Below are 20,634 nucleotides of genomic sequence, written 5' to 3'. Positions count from 1 at the left end.
TAGCGTACGAGCGAAAGCGCGACAGACTCAACGAAGCGATTGCGGGATCGTTAGCATTGGTACTGCAATCGGGCTGATTCTGTTGATGAGGCCCACCCGCACGGTGCGCTTGCTACAGACGCAGTCCCGCCTGCTTCAATAAAGGCAGAATACGTTCGCCGAAGTATGTGAGGTCGGGCAGGAAATCGAAGAAGCCGAGTTGCACGCCGTCTATGCCAGCTTTTTTCAGCGCGACGAGCTGTTCGACCACCTGCTCTGGAGTCCCGATAATCTCGATGTTGCCGCCAATCCCGCGTCCCTGTTTCTGCGATGCATCCTTGCGTCCGCGCCATGCGTGCGCATCGCTGTCGTAGCTTCGATCGCCGCTCGACACCGTGTTCGCCACGATCGCATCGGCATACTCGTTGGCTTCGCGCTCAGTATCGCGGCTCACGATCACCGGATTGATCACGGTGCGCACCGTGCGGCCCACGCGTGCGGCTTGCGCCTTGATGTTGGCAATATGCGCGGGCAGCGTCTCCAGCGCACTGTCGATATGCGCACCGCCTGGGCTTGTGATGAACACGATGTCCGAATACTTTGCGGCGAACGCGATGCCCGCTTCGGAGCCGGTCGCGTTCACCAGCACCGGACGTCCGAACTGCGGTTTCGGCGTGATGTAGCCGTTGTGTACTTTCCAGGGCGACTTACCCTCGAACGAGAAGTTCTCGGTATCGGTCCACAACCGCTGGACGACATCGAACAGTTCGCTGGCGAGTTCATAGCGGGTGTCGTGCTCGATGCAATCCCAGCCGAACATCTCGTGCTCGACGGCACGGTGCCCGGTGACAATGTTGATGCCCCACCGGCCCTTGGAGATGTGATCGAGCGTGGCGCCGTACTTCGCCAGATGCAGCGGATGGATCGGGCCGTACAGCACGTGGATGGTCGAGATCAGCAGGATGTTCTTGGTGATCGCGGCCATGGCGCCGAGCGCAACGAATGCATCGAGCGAAGCTTCGCCGTCATAGCCGCCTTTCGGCAGCCATTGCGTGCGGCTGAACGCGAGTTCGAAACCAAGCTCGTCGGCCTTGCGCACCACTTCCGCGTTGTAGTCGAAGGTCCAGGTGGACGTGCGCGGCAACGTCGAGCGCTTGATATCCTGCAAGTCAAGAAAGACACCCAGCATTAGCGGTTGCTCAAAGGCCTTCGCGAGCGGACTGCCGGGAATGTCGGCAGGAGAGGTCGTTTCGTAGGTCATGGTGGATGCGGCGAGGCCGCCAACGGAATGGACTTGATAGTGTGGGTCCCATGAAGGGCGCGGCCAACGAAGATTAAGCGGATTGGTTATGAATTCAGTCCGCTATACCCGTGATTTAGATATCTCGATTGCTTGCTTTGCTTGAACTTCCCGAAGTGCTCTACTATCCGCGGCCGGTGTTTGGGCCGGCCTCATTGGCACATTACTGAGCACAGTGCTCAGCACAGCGGGAAGCATGGCATGGATCCTTGGGACGTCATCGTGATAGGCAGCGGCGCGGCAGGACTGGTCGCCGCGTGGCATGCGCGCGCGGCGGGGGCGAACGTGCTCGTCGTGAACAAGAGCCTGGTAGGGCGCAGTGGCGCGACCATCACATCGGGCGGTGGTGTGTCCGTGTCGGGGCGCACGGCCGTCGAGCTCGGCTTCGACGCGAATCCCGACGATACCGACGAAATATTTTTCTCCGACACCATCCGCTCCGGCTCCTTCCTGAGCGACCAGAGGCTCGTGGCGGCGATGGTGGAGGGCGTGGGAGACGAACTGCGCCGGCTGATCGCAGACGGTGCAAAGATCAGTGCTCCGAAGCATGCACCGGGGCACAGCAGCGGCCGCGGTGTGCGGATTCCCGGACCGTCAATGCAGCGTGTGGTCACCACGGCCGCATTACGCGCGGGCGTGCGCTTTCGCGAGGACTTTCAGTCGACCGATCTGCTGACCCGCGACGGCGCGGTGATTGGCGTGGCAGGCCTCGACCGGCGCACCGGCGTGGTCGAAGCGCTGCACGGACGCGCAGTCGTGATCGCGACAGGTGGCGCGACCTCGAATTGGAGCTTGCGTACGGCGCCTGAGGAGCTGTCGGGCGACGGTCACGCCATGGCGCTTGCGACGGGCGCCGACCTGATCGAGATGGAGATGCTGCAGTTCCTACCATGCTGCCTGGTCGCTCCGGACATGTGGCGCGGCTTGCAATTTCCCTGGATCCTCGGGCCGCAGAGCGGCGTTCGCGCGTGGCTGCTTAACCGCTACGGCGAGCGCTTCATGGCGCGCTGGGATCCCGAGCGCATGGAACTTGCCACGCGCGATGTCGTTGCTGCGGCGAGCGCCGCCGAGGTGTTCGAGGGGCGCGGCAGTCCGAACGGCGGCGTGTATCTGTCATGGGCGCATCTGCCGCGCGACATAGTCGATAACTTCACGCAGTGGTCTCGCTCATTTTCCACAGACTGGCGTTGGGAAGGTTTCGACATGACACCGCTTGTCGAACGCATTCGCGCCGGCTATGCGATTGAAGTTGCGCCCGCAGCGCATTTCTCGCTCGGCGGGATCCGTGTCGATGTGGATGGCTCAACCGGCGTGCCACACCTGTACGCGTGCGGGGAGGCCACCGGCGGCGTGCACGGCGGCAACCGACTGTCCGGCAACGCGGGTGCGCAGGTGCTGGTGCAAGGCAAGACCGCGGGCCGTTCTGCCGCGGCGCTTGCGCTTAGCCGGTCTGACGAGGCGGTAAATCTTGTCGCACTTGAACAATGGCGCGCGGTGCAGGCCCGGATCAAAGCGCCGTTCGAGCGCACGGATGGAATCGCGCCCTTCGATATGAAAAGGCGCCTCGGTCAACTGGTCGACAGCGCGCTCGGAGCGGTGCGCGACGGAGCGGGACTTGCAAAGGCTCTGGATGAAGTACGTGGCATTTCGGGCGACGACCTTTCGCGGCTCGCTTGCCGCAATCGTGATGCCGGCTGGAACCGCGACTGGAGCGATGCGCTCGAATGCATGTCCGCGCTGCCTGTGATTGAAAGCGCGTTGCTATCTGCGCTTGCGCGCACGGGGTCGCTTGGCGCGCATCGTCGGCACGACCGGAACGAACAAGCCGTCACGGCTCCACTGGAACATGGCCTGATCTCGCGGCAGGCCGGCTCGCATGCGCTGCTTCACCGCGCGGAGCCGGTCCGGTTCCCATTTCTCGCGCTCGCATGAAAGCGAACAGTGCGTCGATGACAATGGTCATCCATCTCCACCGAAGGCCCGGCGATAACACCCCGAGCACCTACATCCTTCCGAGTCCCGAGGAAGCAGGCATTGGTGCGAGCGACTGGTCGGGCGTGAGCGTATCAAGCGCTTTGCAGTATTTGCAGCGCGCCGTCGATCCCGCGCTCGCATTCTCATTGTCGTGCCGGCGCGGGTTGTGCAACGTGTGTGCGATGCGAATCGACGGCGTGGTGACCACTGCCTGCACAACGCCAATGCGCGACGGCATCCTGATCGAGCCGGCGCGCAGCGCCTTGCTGCTGCGTGACACTGTGATAGAACTGAGCCTCGTTCGGCGCGCGCGCATGGAGGCCGTCACACCGCTGCCGGGCGAGCACGATGCCTGATGCGGTCGTCACACGGCATCTCGAGCGCCTTCTTTCGCCACAGCTGGCGGAGGATTTTCGGCGCGGTGTAGTGCCCGACAAGGCTGCCGCTACGCACGGCACGCTCGAGCGCTTGCCGGAGGTGCTGAGGCAGCCGCCACTCGCCAGCTTCGTTGCGTTGTCGCGCGTCTATCGCGGGCCGGTCGCGTTCGGGCGGGGTCTGCGCTTTCCGCAAGTCTTCGACGCAAGCGCAAACGCCGCCAATCTGCGCCAGCTAGGCCTGACAGTTTATCTGCGCGACATCGCGCCGTACGCGGCGGGCGCTCATGCGTTCCTGCGCGAGCTGGAAGCAGAATTGGGTATCGCGCAAGGAAGCGCTCGTCTCACGGCTTTCTCGTCACCGCATGATGACGGCGTCGCTTGTCACTACGACGCGGAAGAAGTGATCTCGGTACAGATGGAAGGCAGCAAGACGTTCTACGTCGCACCGATGGATGAGATTCCCCAACCGTACGGCTCGCAATTTGGCCCCGGGATGGCCGCCTCCGAGGACATGTACGCGCAAACGCGCGAGGCGTTTCCGGATGCGTCGCGTGCGACCTTCGACGCGATCAGGATGACACCCGGCTCCGTGCTGTTTCTGCCTCGTGGCACGTGGCACCGTACCGAAGCGACGGAAGACTCGTATTCGATCAGCATCGTGCTCCGGCCGCCTTCCTTGCTCGAAACGCTGCAGCAGCAGTTGCAAGGACTTTTGCTGCAGCAACCGGCGTGGCGCACGCCGCTGTACGGTTCGCGCTTAGAACATGGAGGCTCTGTTTCGGCGCATGAAACCGCCGCGCAGCTGCTTGCCGCGTTGCCGGACAGTCTGAAGCGCCTGAGCGCGAGCGACCTCATGCCTCACTCGATCGATGAACGGGTGGCGTCGATCGATCAGACATCGCGTTTCAGGCGCATCCCGACGTCGCGTGCGCAAACCATGCCTCTAAGTCGCATCGCAATGACGCTGACGGTGAGCGCCTGGGACCGCGACTGGGTGACGCGGACCACGCTCGGAACTGACGCGCCAGTGTTGCTCGAGCCGGTTATCGGATGGCTTGCTGCGAACGAATCGGAGTTCAACTTAAAGGATGTCGAGCGCGAGTTTCCGTCGCATCGCAGTGCGGATCTTCGTCAGTTGCTCGGCCTGCTCGTGCATGCTCAGTATTTGCGTTTTCTTGACTTTCCCGCAGCGTGAGCTGCGTCGATGTCCGCTGGTGCAGCGCTATCTTCCCGTGCAGAAGATGCGTTCGAAAATCATATAGATAACCTAATTAATTGGTTCATCCCGACATGAGGCGTCAGTACCATCCACGGGAACAGGACTTTTCCCGGGACCCCGATCATGGCTGTCAGTCGCAGAAGTTTTCTTAGGATTGCCGCGCTCGCCGGCATGGCAACGGACCTCGCATTACCCATAAGTGCCCGGGCGTCGCAGACGCTGCCACGAGGTGGCACATTGGTCATCGGTGCGGGACCGGAATCCACCAGCGGCCTGACAAGCGCGATCACCTCGGCGGGCACCGCGCAGCTCGTCTCGGGCAAGATCTTCGATGGCCTGCTCACCTTCGACGAGCAGTTCAATCCCAAGCCCCAGCTCGCTACGCACTGGGAAGCGTCCAGCGATGGGCTCTCGCTGACATTCCATCTGCGACCCGGCGTGAGGTGGCACGACGGCCAGCCGTTCACGTCGAAGGATGTTGCCTATTCGGTGCTGGAGATATGGAAGAAGTATCACAGCCGCGGCCGTACGACGTTTGCCAATGTGATCGCCGTGGATACGCCCGACGCGCTGACGGCAACCCTTCGTCTCGGCAAGCCGGCGCCTTATCTTCTAAGCGCGCTGATGTCTTCAGTGGAAGCGCAGATCTTGCCGCAACATCTCTATGCCGGTCGGGACGTGCTTTCGAATCCGCTGAACAACGCGCCAATCGGCAATGGTCCGTTCAAGTTCGTGAAGTGGGAGCAGGGCAACTATGTCCTGCTCGAACGCAATCCGGACTACTGGGATGCGCCGCGGCCGTACGTCGACAAGTTGCTGATTCGGTTCATTGCGGATCGAAGCGGTGGGGCAAGCGCGCTTGAAACCGGCGAGGTGCACCTGACCGACAACTATGGAGTCGCGCTGACCGACATCGTGCGCCTGTCACGCAATCCGCAGATAGTGGTCACCGACTATCCCGCCACCTATATCACCGGTACCGCCGCGTTCGAATTCAATCTCGACCGCCCGCAGTTTCGCGATCCTCGCGTGCGCCAGGCTTTTGCGCATGCGTTCGATCGTGATTTCATTGTGAAGAACATCTGGCTGGGTTATGCGGAAAAGGTCGAGGCGCCGATCCCGAAAGCCTTCCCTGCCTTCTTTACAACCGATGTGCCCACGTACCCGCTTGATCTCGCGAAGGCCGAGGCGCTGCTCGAAGGCGCCGGACTCAAGCGCGATGCACAGGGCGTCCGGCTCACGCTCACTAACGATCCCGCACCGACGGGTCCACTCGCGCCCATCGCGCAGCATCTTCGTAGCAATCTGCAGAAGATCGGTGTGCGGCTGAACATCCGTTCGTCGGACTTCGGTGAGTTCGTGAATCGCGTCTATACCCGGCGTGATTTCGACACGATCATCTATTCCGCCAACGCGGGTCCGGACCCGGCTATCGGCACGCAGCGCTTCTACTGGTCGAAGAACTTCAAGCCGGGCGTGGCGTTCTCGAACGCTGCCGACTATCACAATCCGGAGGTTGACCAGTTGCTGGAGAGTGGCCAGGCGGAGATCGATCCGGCCAAACGCCGAGCGATCTACGACCGCTTTCAGCAACAGGTGCAAACCGATGTCGCGCGCATCCCGCTGATCTCGCCTCATGTGGTCACACTCGCCCGGCGCGAGGTGCTCAATTTTGGCGGCAACCAGGCGTTGTATACAAATTTCGCCAACGTCGCACTCGACAGAAAACCCGCGTGAAGCATTCGCGCAACACCGTGCGTTGCTTGCAACGCCGTTATACGAGGACAAATTCATGAGTCAGGATTCAGTCTCGGAGCTGTGGTACACGCGCTGCCCGGTGCCAACCACATCGGGTATTGCCCAGCATTTCCGCTGGTTGCATCGCGAATTTGAACGCAAGGGCATCGCGCTCAAATCGATTCGGGCGGCTGACGACCAGGCGGTGCGCAATTCGCATTTCGACCACACGCATGCCGGGATGTTTCGAGAGGGCGGCAACGTCCCGCCGATCTGGGCCAGGGCCAACGGCCGCGACACGGCGGTGGTCGGCATTACGTGGGTGGATGAGGAACAACTGATCCTCGTGCGCGAGGACAGCGACATTCGCGATCTGGTGGGACTGAAGGGGCGCCGCCTGGGTCTGCCGTTACACGCGACGCATCTCGTGGATGTGGGCCGCGCTCAGGATTTACGCGGACTGCTCACGGCGCTCGAACTCGGTGGGCTCACGCGCGAGCAAGTGGAGTTCGTGGATGTGGCGGCGGGCGGCTTCGACTTGCGCGAACAGGACGCGAACACGCCGCGCCGGCCTCATGTGAGTGCGGCTGCACTTATTGAAGGCTCTGTGGACGCGATCTACGCGAAGGGCGCGGTCAGCGCGACCCTCATCGCTGAGCATGGCCTGCGGCCGATCTTCGATATCAACGCGAACCCCGACCCGCTGGTGCGTGTCAACGCGGGCACGCCGCGTCCCATCACCGTGGACAGGACGCTTGCGCTCACGCATCCAGAAGTGGTCGCACGTTATCTTGCCGTACTGTTACGCACTGCGCAGTGGGCCGGGGAGCATCAGGAAGAGGTGGTTACTGCGATTGCGGCGGAAACGGGGAGCACGACGGAGGCGGTGCGGCGAGGCTTCGGCCCGAACCTTCACCGGCAGTTTACGCCGTTGCTCTCGGACCTCTACGTGGACGGATTGCGCCAGCAGAAGGCGTTCCTTCTGCGCGAAGGTTTCCTCAAGGCCGATTTCGCCTACGACGAATGGATCCTGCGCGAGCCGCTCGAGTTGGCCCGGCAACTTGCCGAAGAGATCGAATTTTCGCGAGCGGCCTGATTGAAGGAAAACAAACGTTTGAACGCTATAGTCCCAGCGGCTTCACGCCGGAGCGAGCGTCGCGGAAGCAAAGTTGCCGTAGATTCCCTCAGCGGACACGAGCACGTCGTTCACGCGCTTGTTTGCCAGCAGCACGGTATCGGGGGAGATGAGCGGGATACGCGGCAGGTCTGTCTGCGCGAGCGACTGGAACGTCGCGTAGAGCGTGCGGCGCTTGCCCGGGTCGACTTCCACTTGCGCCGCTTCCAGCACGCGGTCAACTTCCGGGTTGTGATAGTGCGCGCCGTTGGAAAATGCCACGCCCGGTTGGAAGTCGGCTGACCAGTAGAAGCGCTGTGTTCCGATGGCGGGATCCGGACCTGCGGTCGCACCATTGAGCGTGGTGTCGAAATCACGCCGCTTGTAGACGCGATTGACGAATTCACCATAGTCGCTTGAACGGATCGACATGTGCACGCCGATCTTCGCAAGCGTCGCGCGGATGAATTGCGCCGAGAGGATCGAGGTGCCAATAGGCAAGGGGTCGTTCTGGAACGCCATGCGTACCCCGTCCGTTCCACGCTTGAAGCCGGCTGCGTCCAGCAAAGCCTCGGCGCGTTTCAGGTCGTACGGATAGAGTGGCACGTCTCCTGTATGGAACGCGGGCATTCCGGCGGGTATGGGGGAGTTCGCCACTTCGCCGTAGCCATAGAAGATATTCTTGAGAATGAACTCGCGATCAATGCAGTGGGCGAAGGCCTGGCGCACGCGCGGGTCGCGAAATAACGGGCGGTCGAGATTGAATTCGAGCACCGTCAAGCCGACAGCGTAGTCGGCGGCATGTTCGGTCACCGTGAGCGACGGCTCTCGTCCAAGGCGCCCAATAGCGCTTTGAGGCACTGTGCCGGTTGGGGCTATGTGCACGGCGCCCGTCTCCAGTGCGGCAGCCGCCGCGTTGGCCTCGGGGAGAATCCGGAACACCACGCCATCGAGAAAGGGCTTTCCCGTGTCCCAGTAGCCAGGGTTACGTTCGAGCACGATTTCGCTGCCCTGCGTCCAGCGCACGAAACGAAACGGTCCGGTTCCGACCGGCGCGTTGTTATAAGGGTTCGAGAGGACATCCCGGTTGGCATAGAGATGCTGCGGCACGACCTGGGATTCGACCGACGACAACGCGCTCAGGATGTAGGGAGCGGGCTTCGAGAGGCGCCAGATGGATGTGAGGGGATCGGGAGAATCGGCGGCAATGGCATTCGCGAAGGTCGAGCGTCCGCGGCCGTGATATTTCTTCCAGATTTCCATCAGCGAGAAAGCGACGTCGGCCGACGTGAAGGGCTTCCCGTCGTGCCATGTCACACCAGGGCGCAAGTGGAAGGTCACCGTCAGCCCATCGCTGCTCACTTCCCAGCGGGTGGCCAGTTGTGGACGCGGTGTCATCCCCGGACCATAGGTCAGCAGGCCGTCGAAGATCTTGCCGGATACGGACTGTGCAGGACCCGCTGTCGTCCATGCGCTGGTGAGGGTGGGCGGCTCCGGATACTGGGCTACCAGAAGCGTACCGCCACGCTTTGATGAGGCCGGCAAGACCGCCGCAGTCGCGAGCCGGCCAGTGAATTCAGAAGAAAGAGCGGCGCCTGAGAGCAGCGCCCGGCGGATGAAGTCGCGACGTGTCGACGGCATCGCTTAAGGGGTCTGAGGCGGTTCGGATACCAAAGCAATCTTGGAGAAGCCAGCGTCGTTGATCTCGCCCATTGTCTCGATCACCTTGCCGTATGCCAGACCCTTGTCGCCACGAATATTTATTCGCCGTGTCTTGTCGCCTTCCGTGGCGCTGGTGAGCGCGCTGACCAGCGTGACGTTAGTGACCTCGGTCTTGTCGACATACAATTTGCCCTCCGCGTTCAGGCTTAGCGCAATGGGCGGCTTCTCCTCGCTCAAGGGCTTCGCGTTGCTGGTGGGCAGGTCGACCTTCACCCCGGATGCCATGAGAGGAGCGGCAACCATGAAGACGATCAGCAACACAAGCATCACGTCGACGAGCGGCGTTACGTTGATCTCGCTGACCGGTGGCACGCCGCCTACGGCACCTCGATTATTCGACAGCTTGACGGCCATGATCAGGCTCCCTGGGTCGCGATCGATCGAACATCCGCGCCGCTTGCCGGCTGCACGGACTTATCCTTTTGCCTGGCACGGTTGTCGCCATCCGCTGCGTCGACCGTGGCGTCGCCCGCATCCACCTGACGCGACAACTGTACTTCCACAATCCCGGTGAGCGTGCTTAGCGTGCTGGCGTAGTCGTTCAAGTCTCCCGATGCACGGTTATAGGCGATCACTGCGGGAATGGCCGCAACCAGACCGAGCGCCGTGGCGAACAACGCTTCGGCAATCCCCGGCGCCACGACGGACAGACTCGTATTGTTAGACGCTGCAATCCCCTGGAACGAATTCATGATGCCCCACACAGTGCCGAAGAGGCCCACGAACGGCGACACCGAGCCGACCGTGGCGAGGATGGACAGTCCGCGTTGCAGCTTGCCAATTTCGATGTTCGTGGCAATCCCCGCTACGCGATTGATACGCTCCTTGAGGCCGTCAGCACCCCGGTGGGTGGCTTGGAGGTCCAGGTCGTGGGTCTGGCGCCACTCGCCCAGCACGGCGGCGTAGATGCGCGAGAAGGGGTCTGCAGGGTGCTGCTGCACGGACGCCGATAGCTTGACGAGCGAGCGGCCGCTGCCGAGCAGATCGAGCCAGACGCCGGCACGTCGGCGCAGGCTGCGAAACCGGGAGATCTTTTCAGCGATGACCGCCCAGCTGCTGACCGATGCCAGCGCGAGAAACACCATGATGGCCTTGACCACCACGTCCGCGTTGATGAAGAGATGCCATGGCGACAAGTGCGCCGACAGATTTGCTGCGTTCATGTTTGCAACTCCGTAATGAGAGAGTGGTAGGGCAACGCCGACGGTCAGTAGTCGAAGCGTCAGTCGCCGAACTTGTAGACGATTGCGCCGGTAAGCTGGTATGACGAGCCGCCGAGATCGGGCAGGTGCGGGAAGGGCGCAGCAGCCCGGATGGCTTCCTCGGCCGCGTCGTCGAGCACGCTTTCTCCCGACGACTGCAGATCGAGCTTCAGCAGCTTGCCCTCGGGACTGAGCGTGAGCTTGTAGCCAATCCGGCCTTCAAGATGGCGCATCTTTGCGGCGCGCGGATAGTGCCCGGCTGCGCTGCCGTTGATCCGTGCGTAGACCTGGTTCACGTAGTCGGTCGGGATGCCCTCCATGCCGATGTTGTGCGGTACTGGACGTGCCGGGGGCGCGGGCGGTGCCGGCGGCGCTACCGGTTCGGTGGTCGGCTTGGCCGTTGTATCGACTGGCGGAGCCGGAGGGGCTGCGACCTCGGCTTTCTCCGCGGTAGTCGGCACGGTAAGGCGACGCGCCACGGGCGCAGCGCGATGCACCGGCGCGGGCGTCGGCGGCTGCAGCTTCACCGGCGGCGCCTTTGGCGGAGGAGGCGGCGGAGGCGGTACGATCACCTTGGGCGGCTCGGGCGGCGCCAGCACCAGTTGAATGGCGTGGTCGACGGGTTTGGGCTCGTCTTTATGCCCCGACAATGCAATCAGCGCGACCGCGGCGGCAACATGCAGTGCGATCGAGACGACTACGCCGGGCCGCGCCCACCAGCGATCACTCATTTGTGACGACTCGACGAGCAGACCGCTTGGATGCGAAAGGACTATGGCGTTCATCGGCTATGACGTGCGTTGCGGGCACGTCCGTGAGTTGGATCGGATGGATCAGTGTCGGACGGTACTTCTATTCGCGACTTCAACCTTAGCAACAAAATATAGGATCACGAAACATTAATTCGCGATGAAGTTTCTCATCGTGCTGATATGTGAATGAGGAGCTGCATGAGATGTCGCGCGAGCAGCGTGATCGACAACCATGCGGTCACACTGCAAAGCGATAAAACGAAAACGGCAGGTCCACGTCGTCTTGTCGTGGCGCAGTCTTGTCGTGCCTGTGTCTGCTGAACGCCGGTTTCGGGACGGCGTCGATCAAGCTGCGCGTATAAGCATGCGCGGGGCGGGACCAAATGGTTTCGTGATCGCCGGACTCCACAATCTTGCCTGTGTTCATCACCAGCACGCGATCGGCTATGTAACGGACCACGGAAAGATCGTGCGAGATGAACAGGTAAGAAAGCCCGAGCGACTGCTTCAGTTCGACAAGCAGGTTCAGCACCTGCGCGCGGATGGACACGTCGAGCGCGGAGACCGGTTCGTCGCAGATCACGAGCTTCGGCTGCAGCACCAGGGCGCGCGCAATGCCAATTCTCTGCCGCTGGCCGCCTGAAAATTCGTGCGCAAAGCGCTGCAGCGATTTCGAAGCGAGCCCCACGCGATCCGTGATGTCAGCAATGCGGCGGCGGCGCTCCTGCTTGTCGGCGACGCCGTGGACAATCAGCGCCGCATCGAGAATATCCAGCACGCGCTGGCGCGGATTCAACGATGCGTAAGGGTCCTGGAAGATCATCTGGATCTTCGGGCGGATTGCACGCAGCTTGCTGCCGCCGAGATTCGTAATGTCCTGGCCGTCGAGGCTGATGGAACCGCTCGTTGATTGAATCAGCCGCAGGATGGTCCGGGAGAGCGTCGACTTCCCGCAACCGGACTCTCCGACAAGGCCGACCGTTTCGTCCTGACCGACGTCGAACGACACGCCATCCACCACGTTGCGCTTGCCGTCGTAGCGCGTGACGAGGTCGCGCACGGCGAGCAACGGCGCCCGAGTGTCTGCCGCCGGCGCGCGAACATACGGACTGCGGGTGAAGATGATGTTCGGCGCGCTTGCGATGCGTTCGTCGCTGAGCGAGAAGTCGCGCAGGCCGGTGTCGGCGTCGATGTGGCTGCGAATCTCGGTGAGACGGCGCGTGCGGTAGTGCAGGTTCTGGTCGAGCGTGAGCGACGCTCCCAGCAGTCCCTTGGTGTAGGGGTGGCGCGGCTGCGTGAAGATGCGCTGGGTAGTGCCGTCCTCCACGGCCTCGCCGCTATACATCACCGCGACGCGGTTCGCATACTGCCCGACCACGCCGAGATCGTGCGTAATGAGCAGCACCGCCATCGAGAGGTCCCGGCCCAGCGAATCCAGCAATTGCAGGATCTGCGCCTGGATGGTGACATCGAGCGCGGTCGTGGGTTCGTCGGCGATCAGGAGACGCGGGCGGCATGCCACGGCCATCGCGATCATCACGCGCTGGCGCTGGCCGCCCGAAAGACTGTGCGGATAGTCGTGCGCGCGACTTGCGGGTTCCGGCAGCCGGACGAGATCCAGCAGTTCGGTCGCGCGCTTCCACGCGGCATCGGCCGATAGCGGCTCATGCCGGCGCAGTACTTCCACAATCTGGGCGCCTACCGTCATCACCGGATTCAGGCAGGTCATCGGCTCCTGAAAAATCATGGAGATCGCATTGCCGCGGATCGAGCGCATGGTCGGCTTCGACAAGCCGACGAGGTCACGGCCCTCGAAATCGATCCTGCCTTCGAGCGTGGCGCTGGACGGCAACAACTGCATGATCGCGAGCGCGGTAGTGGACTTGCCGCAACCGGATTCACCGACGAGTGCGAGCATCTCGTTCTCGTGCACGGTGAAGCTCAGGTTGCTCACCGCATGCTGTGCGCCAAAACGTACGGCGAGCCGATCGACTTCGAGTATCGGTTTCATCATGAACGCTCGGCGAGACGCGGGTTGAGGGCGTCGTTGAGGCCGTCGCCGAGCAGGTTCAGCGCGAGCACGGTAAGCACGAGCGCGCCTCCCGGCAACGCGGTCAAGTACCACGCGGTGCGCAGCATTTCGCGACCGTCGCCAATCATGCTGCCCCAGCTCACCACATTCGGGTCTCCCATGCCGAGGAACGACAGCGCGGACTCCATAAGAATTGCCGTGGCCACCATCACGGAAGTCGTCACGATGATGGGAGGCAACGCGTTAGGCAGTATCTCGCGCCAGATGATGCGGGCATGGCCGAAGCCCAGGCTGCGGGCGGCCATCACAAAGTCACTCTGCACCAGCGAGCGGAATTCTGCCCGCACGAGGCGCGTGATGGTGGGCCAGGAGGTGACACCGATCGCAAGCGAAATGACGGTCATCGAGGGATGTCCAATCGACACGATCACGATGACGAACAGGAACGACGGCGTGGTCTGGAACAGTTCGGTTACGCGCATGAGGACATCGTCGACCCAGCCACCGAAGTATCCCGCAAGCGCGCCGACCAGCGTGCCGATCACCACGCCGATCAGCGCGGCCGTCACGCCGATGGCGAGCGACGCGCGGCTGCCATGGGCAAGTTCCGCGAGTACGTCGCGGCCGAGCGAGTCCGTGCCGAGCCAGTATTGCGGATCCTGCCCGGGGGCGAGCAGGGGTTGCGCGACGATGTCGAGCGGATCTCCGGGAAAGAGGGTGCCTGCGAAAAGTGCGATGAGAAGCAGCGCAAGCAGCAGCGCGGCGCCGCTCACAACAGAGGGATTGCGCGCGAGCGCCCTGAGTGCAGGCCAGCGGCGCGCTTCCGATTGGTCTAACGATGCGTCAGTCGGTCCATGTCCAAAGCGCCCAAAGCGCCCTAAGCGTCCAAGCCACAAAGAGATGAACTGGCGGCGCCAACCACTGCGCTCAAGTTCTACAGCAGTGTCGCGCAAGAGCCGATTACCGCCCGGCTGGACCGGCGAGCCATCGGCTTGTTCGAGAGGCGAATGATTGGATGACATGAGGGACTTTTTCAATGAAGCGCGATGCGCGGGTCGAGCCAGGCGTGCAGCAGATCCACCAGCACATTAGCCACGATCACGAGCATGGATGACAGCAACAACACGCCGAGCAGCACGTTGTAGTCGCGGCCCTGTACGGCTTCGAGCGCAAGGCGCCCGAGGCCGGGCCAACTGAAGACGGTCTCGATCACCGCAGCGCCGCCGAGCAGATTGCCAAGATGCATGCCGGCCACCGTGGTGATCGGCAGCAACGCGTTGCGAAGCACGTGGCGCACGGTGACGAACAGCGGGTGCAGGCCCTTTGCCTGCGCGGTGCGTACATAATCTTGCCGCTGAACTTCGAGCATCGCGACACGCGTGAGGCGCGCATAGATCGCGACGAAAAAACTCGCCAATGCGAGTGCGGGCAGCAGCGCATGACTGACGCGGTCCAAGAGCCAGGACCAGCCAGTGAGATTGACACCGAGCGTCATGTCGCCACCGCTAGGCAGCCATCCGAGCTTCACCGAGAACAGCACGATGGCCATGAGCGCGAGCCAGAAGCCGGGCATGGAATAAAGCACCAGCGCAAAAAACGACAGCACGCGATCGGGCCACTTCCCGGCCCAGCTCGCCATCGCCACGCCGATGATGATGCCGGCCACGATCGCGAACGCCAGCGCACTCACCATCAGGATGAGCGTGTTCGGCAGGCGGGCCATGATCAGCGTCATGACCGGCGTGTTGAAGCGCGGCGAAAATCCCAGGCTGAAGTGCGAAAGGTGCTTCAGGTACGCAAGAAGCTGTTGCCACAGGGTCAGGTCGAGGCCGAAGTGGTGGCGCATCATCGCCATGGTCTCGGCGGTGGCGGAGCCCGATTCCCCCGCGAGCACGTCAGCGGCGTCGCCGGGCACCAGTTGCAGGAGCGCGAAATTGAGCACCACAACGGCGATGATCGTCGGTATGGCTTGCGCTCCAGTGCGGTGCAGGCGCAGCGCCACCCGTTTCAAGTTAGAGGAAGTCATGCGCTAGGTTCCATCGGTTCCATCGGTTCAGGGACTCAGGTACACGTCGGAAAAATTCGAATCGAGGCCGTCCGGCGACGTGGTGTGGTTATGCACCCGCTTGTTGTAGATGGTCACTTGCTGTTGCTCGACCACGTTGACGTCGGGTAGATCACGCTGGACGATCTGCTGGAACTGCCCGAACAGTTGCTTACGTTTAGCATCGTCGGGCTCGACCGCAGCTTGCTCGAGCAAGCGGTCGACCTCTGGATTACTGTAGCCGGACGCATTCGTGAACGGCACACCCTTGCGGATGCTCTGCGACCAGTAAAGACGTTGCACACCGACAGTCGGATCGAAGAGGTTGCTCATGCCGTTGACCGCGATATCGAAGTCGTGGTCCGAATAGACGCGCCTGAGGTAGGACGGCAGGTCCTGGTTTCGAATCGTCACCGCGATGCCGATCTTCGCGAGCGCGGAGCGCAGGTAAGCGGCCGTGCGTTGCGGAATATCGCTGATCGGCAGCGGATCGACAATGACGGTGAAGCGCACACCGTCGCTGTTACGGGGCAGGCCCGCCGCATCGAGCAGCGCGTTGGCCTTGGCCACGTCGAAGGGGTAGGGCGTAGGTGTCTGGTCATGGTAAGGGCTTTCGGGAATGATCGGACTGCTGAGCACACTCGCGTAACCGTAGTAGATCGTCTTCTGGATCACATTGCGGTCGATCGCCCGCGCGATCGCCTGGCGTACGGCTGGCACTTTCAGGTACTGATTGCCCAGGTTGAACTCAACGCGCACGACGCCCGCTTCGAACTCATAGCCTCGCGTTTCAATACCGAGCTTTGGATCCTGCTTGAGCCGGGCGATGTCGGAAAGCGGTACCGGGGTATTGCCGCCCAGGTCGACGGAGCCCGTCTCGAACGCAATGGAACGTGCCGGCGCGTCCGGAATCAGCTTGACGATTATTTTGTCGAGGTAAGGCTTCGGCTTGTCCCAGTAGTCCGGATTGCGATCGTATTCGATGTAACTACCGCGCACCCATTTCACGAACTTGAACGGCCCCGTACCAATGGGCGCGTTGTTGTTCTGGTTTGAGAACGGGTCCGTTCCCTCATAGATATGTTTGGGCACGATCGGCGATTCGCTAGCCGAAAACGCCTTGATGAGGAAGGGAGAAGGCTTGGACAGCACGAGCACGGCCGTGAACGCATCGGGTGTCCTGATCTGCGTGACGTCGGCGAAGGTGCTTTTGCCGCGCGGATGCACACGCTTGAGCAGTTCGATAGAGTAAGCAACGTCCGCTGACGTGAAGTCCTGTCCGTCGTGCCACTTCACTCCGTGACGCAGGTTGAACGTGTATTGCAGGCCGTCCGCACTGACCGACCAGGACGTTGCAAGCTGCGGCCCGGGATGCAGGGCGAAGTCATAGGTCAACAGCCCTTCGGTGACCTTCGTGCTGACCTTGAGGGTAGGGACGGCCGTGTTGGTCAGGTCGACGAGGGTAGGCGGCTCGGGGTCGACCACGAAGTTGAGCGTGCCTCCCTGTATCGGCTGGGCTACGTCGGCCGTGCTTGCGCCAATGGCCGAACCTTCAATTAGCAGGGCAGTGCTGGCAACCATGCAGGCAACTACGAACCGCCACGGCGGCAACGCAAATCTCATCGATGAAATCCTGTGCGTGAATGTTGGGCGATGCATTTACGCCGGTACCGCGAGGTGTCGCTCGGCCAGCAGCGCGCGGGCCGCGGCGAGGGGCACCGGGTCGATCCAGCTTGCTATGTCGAAGTCTTGCGAAATGAATTCGTGCTTGAAGAGAAACTGCTTGAAGTGATCGAATGCCGCGATCGCGTTCCGGTCGAGGCCAATCTGCAGTTGTGTGGCCAGTTGCGAACCGTAGGCATGCCTCGCCCAATGCTCGGCAGAGCGGGTCTCGCGCGCTACATAGGCGGTCGCCTCCTGGGGATGTGCGCTCGCCCATTCGCCCGCTTGAATCGCCCGCGACAGCACGCGCGCGACCAGATCGGGGCGCTCGCGCAATAGCTTGGCATCGACCGTCAACGGCCGCGGTGTGCCGTTGTTGGCATGGGCGAACCGGTCCGGCTGGTTGCTGAGATCGACAATCGCGCGGGCGCCAATAAGGTTCGCGGCTTCGAGTCCACTCGCGCCCTTCACGAACACCACATCGACTTCATCACGCGCGAGGGCCAGCGCTTCGAAGCTGAATTCCTGGCCGCGTTCGGTTGCGAGCAACCGTGCTGCGCCGCTATCGAGCACGGCGGGTTCATCGGCGAGGCCACGTGGAGCGGTCGGAAGATCGACAAGTTGCACGTCGTCCAGCGTGAGGCCCACCGCGCCGAGCAGCGTGACAAAGCCGCGCAATGCGGTCGCGCGATGAAAGTCGACCACCTTCGCGCGGGTATTGCGAGGCAGGCCGAAGCGTCGTCCGCGCAGGTCGGCCGGCTCTTCAATACCGCTTGACGGGAGCGCGACCAGCCCTTGAAACTCATCGACCCACGAGAGCCCGATCACGCGCGTGTCAGCACCTTGCGCGCGCGCCCACAGCGCGGGGATGTTGCCGCCCTGGCGAAACGAATGCGCTTGCGAGTGCGTAAAGTGCGATTGCCGGATCACAGGGTCGCTGGAATCCTGCAACGCCTGGATGTCGATGCCGTCGTTGCGAAACTCGTCCTGCAGCCAACCTTGCTGGATGGCGATGCCGAACGGAGTGGGCGCAGGGCAACGCGTGTACCAAAGACGTTTGACGGGCGGATTCTCGGTCGATTGGGTCATGGCGCGTCCAGGAAAAGTGGGGTTGGAGCGAAGAGGGCAACGCTTCGCCCCGTGGCCGGGGCGTTGCAAACCAGCTCTTGATCTTAGAGAGTCACGATGACTGCGCATACGAAGCATTCGTCGTAAATATATGAGGCGTATGCTGATATCCGAAGTCATCGGATTGAGGCTTCGCTTGTTGCTTCACTTGTTGCCGGTGGTCCTCGGCTGACGGCCAAAGAACGGGTGGCCCGGATCGTTGAAGCCCGGTGTGGATGCGTGGCCTGGCGTGACCAGGGAATCCACGAACGCTTCGTCCTCCGCAGTAAAGCGATACTCGAGCGCGGGCAGATAATCGTCCCATTGCGCCTCGGTGCGCGGCCCGGTGATGGCTGCCGTGATCAGCTTGTTATTCAGCACCCACGCGAGCGCGAATTGCCCCGGTGTAATGCCGCGCTCTTCGGCATGACGCTTGACCTGCTGCGCCAGCGTTAATGATTCCGGACGCCATTCGGTCTGTTGCAGGCGCTTGTCCTGCCGACCGGCGCGCGTGCCGGCTTCGGGTGCCTGGTCGGGCTGGTATTTCGCCGTGAGCACGCCGCGCGCAAGCGGGCTGTAAGGCACCACGCCGAGCCCGTAGTAATCAGCCGCTTCGAGATGCTCAAGCTCAACTTGCCGATTCGCCAGGTTATAGAGCGGTTGCGAAGCAATGGGCCGGTCGACACCGAGCGCATCGGCGGTGCGGCTGAATTCGGCCAGCTTCCACGCCCGATGATTCGACAGGCCGTAGTGACGGATCTTGCCCGCGCGAATCAGGTCGTCAAGTGCGCGGACGGTTTCCGCAACGGGCGTGTCATGATCTTCGCGATGCAGATACAGCAAGTCGATATAGCCGCCACCGAGGCGCTTCAGACTGCGATCCACCGCTTCTATGATGTACTTGCGCGAGGCGCCGCGATCGTTCGGGCCGTCACCGCGCGGACTGGCGATCTTGGTGGCCAGCACCCAGCTGTAGCGGCGTTCCGCAATCAGCCGTCCAACGACTTGCTCGGAGGCGCCGCCCGCGTATCCGTCGGCGGTATCAATGAAATTGACGCCTTGTTCGAAGGCCTTTTCGGTGATGCGGCGCGCGGTCGGCTCGTCAGTCTGGGCACCGAACATCATGGTGCCGAGGGCCAGCGGAGACACCTTGATGCCGCTAAGGCCGAGGTTGCGATACGTTGTCATGGGTACTCTCTCTGGTGGAAGTGAATGGGAAGGCTTAAAGTAAAATTCGGATCAGAGCCGCAGTCCGGCTTGCTTGAGCAGTGGCAGGATGCGTTCACCGAAGTAGCCGAGTTCGGGAAGGAAATCGTAGAAGCCAAGCTGCACGCCGTCGATTCCCGTCTTCTTCAGCGCGACGAGTTGGTCGACCACTTGCTCTGGCGTGCCAATGATCTCGATGTTGCCGCCAAGGCCTAGTCCTTGCTTGTGCGAAGCATCCCCGCGGCCACGCCATGCGTGCGCGTCGCTGTCGTAACCGCCGAATGCTCCCTTGATGGCGTTGCGGGAAATCGCATCGGCATACTCGTTCGTTTCGCGCTCGGTGTCGCGGCTCACAATGACAGGATTGATCACGGTGCGCACAGTGCGGCCCACGCGTGCGGCTTGCGCCTTGATGTTGGCGATATGCGCGGGCAGCGTCTCCAGCGCGCTGTCGATATGCGCACCGCCTGGGCTCGTGATAAACACGATGTCCGAATACTTCGCGGCGAACGCGATGCCCGCTTCGGAGCCGGTCGCGTTCACCAGCACCGGACGTCCGAACTGCGGTTTCGGCGTGATGTAGCCGTTGTGTACTTTCCAGGGCGACTTGCCCTCGAACGAGAAGTTCTCGGTATCGGTCCACAGCCGCTGGACGACATCGAACAGTTCGCTGGCGAGCTCATAGCGGGTGTCGTGTTCAATGCGATCCCAGCCGAACATCTCGTGCTCGACGGCGCGGTGGCCGGTGACAATGTTGATGCCCCACCGGCCCTTGGAAATGTGATCGAGCGTGGCGCCGTACTTCGCCAGATGCAGCGGATGGATCGGGCCGTACAAAACATGGATGGTCGAGATCAGCAGGATGTTCTTGGTGATCGCGGCCATGGCGCCGAGCGCAACGAATGCATCGAGCGAAGCTTCGCCGTCATAGCCGCCTTTTGGCAGCCATTGCGTGCGGCTGAACGCGAGTTCGAAACCAAGCTCGTCGGCCTTGCGCACCACCTCCGCGTTGTAGTCGAAGGTCCAGGTCGAGCTTGTCGGCAGCGTCGACAGCCGGATGTCCTGCAAGTTCAGGAAGACCCCCAACATCAGGGGCTGCTTGAGCGCATTGGCAAGCGGACTGCCGGGGATGTCAGCCGGAGAAACCGTTTCGTATGTCATCAAAACTCCTTAGTCGTCGGGCCGCGTCTAGCTGAATCAAGCAGTC

Annotated in this window: 17 protein-coding genes; 5 read left to right on the top strand and 12 right to left on the bottom strand. The window is 62.2% G+C overall.

What is annotated here, in order from left to right:
* Positions 1-112 precede the first annotated feature (112 nt).
* Entirely contained in the window at positions 113-1,240 is a 1,128-nt protein-coding gene (locus FH08_RS0136895; protein WP_031363149.1) for an LLM class flavin-dependent oxidoreductase, read from the bottom strand.
* A gap of 240 nt (positions 1,241-1,480) precedes the next feature.
* Between FH08_RS0136895 and FH08_RS0136890 the strand changes: the two genes are divergently transcribed.
* The 5 genes from FH08_RS0136890 (at position 1,481) to FH08_RS0136870 (ending at position 7,682) form a co-directional block, all read left to right on the top strand.
* Positions 1,481-3,211, top strand: a complete 1,731-nt coding sequence (locus FH08_RS0136890) for an FAD-dependent oxidoreductase (RefSeq protein WP_031363148.1) — start codon at positions 1,481-1,483, stop codon at positions 3,209-3,211.
* The gene (locus FH08_RS0136885) at positions 3,208-3,609 is read left to right on the top strand and encodes a 2Fe-2S iron-sulfur cluster-binding protein (RefSeq protein WP_200878841.1); all 402 of its coding nucleotides are present in this window, start codon (positions 3,208-3,210) and stop codon (positions 3,607-3,609) included. The genes FH08_RS0136890 and FH08_RS0136885 overlap by 4 nt, the downstream gene beginning before the upstream one ends.
* Positions 3,602-4,825: a JmjC domain-containing protein gene (locus FH08_RS0136880; RefSeq protein ID WP_031363146.1), complete on the top strand. Its 1,224-nt coding sequence runs from the start codon at positions 3,602-3,604 to the stop codon at positions 4,823-4,825. The genes FH08_RS0136885 and FH08_RS0136880 overlap by 8 nt, the downstream gene beginning before the upstream one ends.
* 147 nt (positions 4,826-4,972) lie before the next feature.
* On the top strand, positions 4,973-6,586 hold the full coding sequence (locus FH08_RS0136875; RefSeq protein WP_031363145.1) for an ABC transporter substrate-binding protein: 1,614 nt from the start codon (positions 4,973-4,975) through the stop codon (positions 6,584-6,586).
* A gap of 55 nt (positions 6,587-6,641) precedes the next feature.
* Positions 6,642-7,682: an ABC transporter substrate-binding protein gene (locus FH08_RS0136870; protein WP_031363144.1), complete on the top strand. Its 1,041-nt coding sequence runs from the start codon at positions 6,642-6,644 to the stop codon at positions 7,680-7,682.
* 42 nt (positions 7,683-7,724) lie between these two features.
* Here FH08_RS0136870 and FH08_RS0136865 read toward each other — a convergent pair whose 3' ends face one another.
* The 11 genes from FH08_RS0136865 to FH08_RS0136815 all read right to left on the bottom strand — a co-directional run bounded on the left by FH08_RS0136865 (position 7,725) and on the right by FH08_RS0136815 (position 20,588).
* A complete protein-coding gene (locus tag FH08_RS0136865; protein ID WP_031363143.1) occupies positions 7,725-9,341 on the bottom strand; it encodes an ABC transporter substrate-binding protein in 1,617 nt (538 codons plus the stop codon).
* Positions 9,342-9,344: 3 nt separating this feature from the next.
* Positions 9,345-9,776 carry a protein TolR gene (tolR, locus tag FH08_RS0136860; RefSeq protein WP_031363142.1) on the bottom strand — a complete coding sequence of 144 codons (432 nt, stop codon included), beginning with the start codon at positions 9,774-9,776 and terminating at the stop codon, positions 9,345-9,347.
* Positions 9,777-9,778: 2 nt separating this feature from the next.
* On the bottom strand, positions 9,779-10,585 hold the full coding sequence (locus tag FH08_RS0136855) for a MotA/TolQ/ExbB proton channel family protein (protein ID WP_035568318.1): 807 nt from the start codon (positions 10,583-10,585) through the stop codon (positions 9,779-9,781).
* A 59-nt stretch (positions 10,586-10,644) separates the two neighbouring features.
* Positions 10,645-11,355: a TonB family protein gene (locus FH08_RS48920; RefSeq protein ID WP_152603009.1), complete on the bottom strand. Its 711-nt coding sequence runs from the start codon at positions 11,353-11,355 to the stop codon at positions 10,645-10,647.
* Positions 11,356-11,614: 259 nt separating this feature from the next.
* Positions 11,615-13,387 carry an ABC transporter ATP-binding protein gene (locus FH08_RS0136845; protein ID WP_051888851.1) on the bottom strand — a complete coding sequence of 591 codons (1,773 nt, stop codon included), beginning with the start codon at positions 13,385-13,387 and terminating at the stop codon, positions 11,615-11,617.
* Positions 13,387-14,430: an ABC transporter permease gene (locus FH08_RS0136840; protein WP_081889687.1), complete on the bottom strand. Its 1,044-nt coding sequence runs from the start codon at positions 14,428-14,430 to the stop codon at positions 13,387-13,389. The genes FH08_RS0136845 and FH08_RS0136840 overlap by 1 nt, the downstream gene beginning before the upstream one ends.
* 11 nt (positions 14,431-14,441) lie before the next feature.
* Positions 14,442-15,434, bottom strand: a complete 993-nt coding sequence (locus tag FH08_RS0136835; RefSeq protein ID WP_031363138.1) for an ABC transporter permease — start codon at positions 15,432-15,434, stop codon at positions 14,442-14,444.
* Positions 15,435-15,461: 27 nt separating this feature from the next.
* Entirely contained in the window at positions 15,462-17,033 is a 1,572-nt protein-coding gene (locus FH08_RS0136830) for an ABC transporter substrate-binding protein (RefSeq protein WP_031363137.1), read from the bottom strand.
* A 78-nt stretch (positions 17,034-17,111) separates the two neighbouring features.
* Complete coding sequence (locus FH08_RS0136825) at positions 17,112-18,203, bottom strand: ABC transporter substrate-binding protein (protein WP_031363136.1); 1,092 nt, start codon at positions 18,201-18,203, stop codon at positions 17,112-17,114.
* A gap of 183 nt (positions 18,204-18,386) precedes the next feature.
* The gene (locus tag FH08_RS0136820; RefSeq protein WP_031363135.1) at positions 18,387-19,409 is read right to left on the bottom strand and encodes an aldo/keto reductase; all 1,023 of its coding nucleotides are present in this window, start codon (positions 19,407-19,409) and stop codon (positions 18,387-18,389) included.
* 51 nt (positions 19,410-19,460) lie between these two features.
* The gene (locus FH08_RS0136815; RefSeq protein ID WP_031363134.1) at positions 19,461-20,588 is read right to left on the bottom strand and encodes an LLM class flavin-dependent oxidoreductase; all 1,128 of its coding nucleotides are present in this window, start codon (positions 20,586-20,588) and stop codon (positions 19,461-19,463) included.
* Positions 20,589-20,634: the final 46 nt, after the last annotated feature.

The sequence above is a fragment of the Caballeronia sordidicola genome (assembly GCF_000729995.1).
Classification (GTDB): Bacteria; Pseudomonadota; Gammaproteobacteria; order Burkholderiales; family Burkholderiaceae; genus Caballeronia; species Caballeronia sordidicola_A.
Note: the sequence above shows the minus strand (reverse complement) of the source record. Positions and strands in the feature narration are given on the sequence as shown.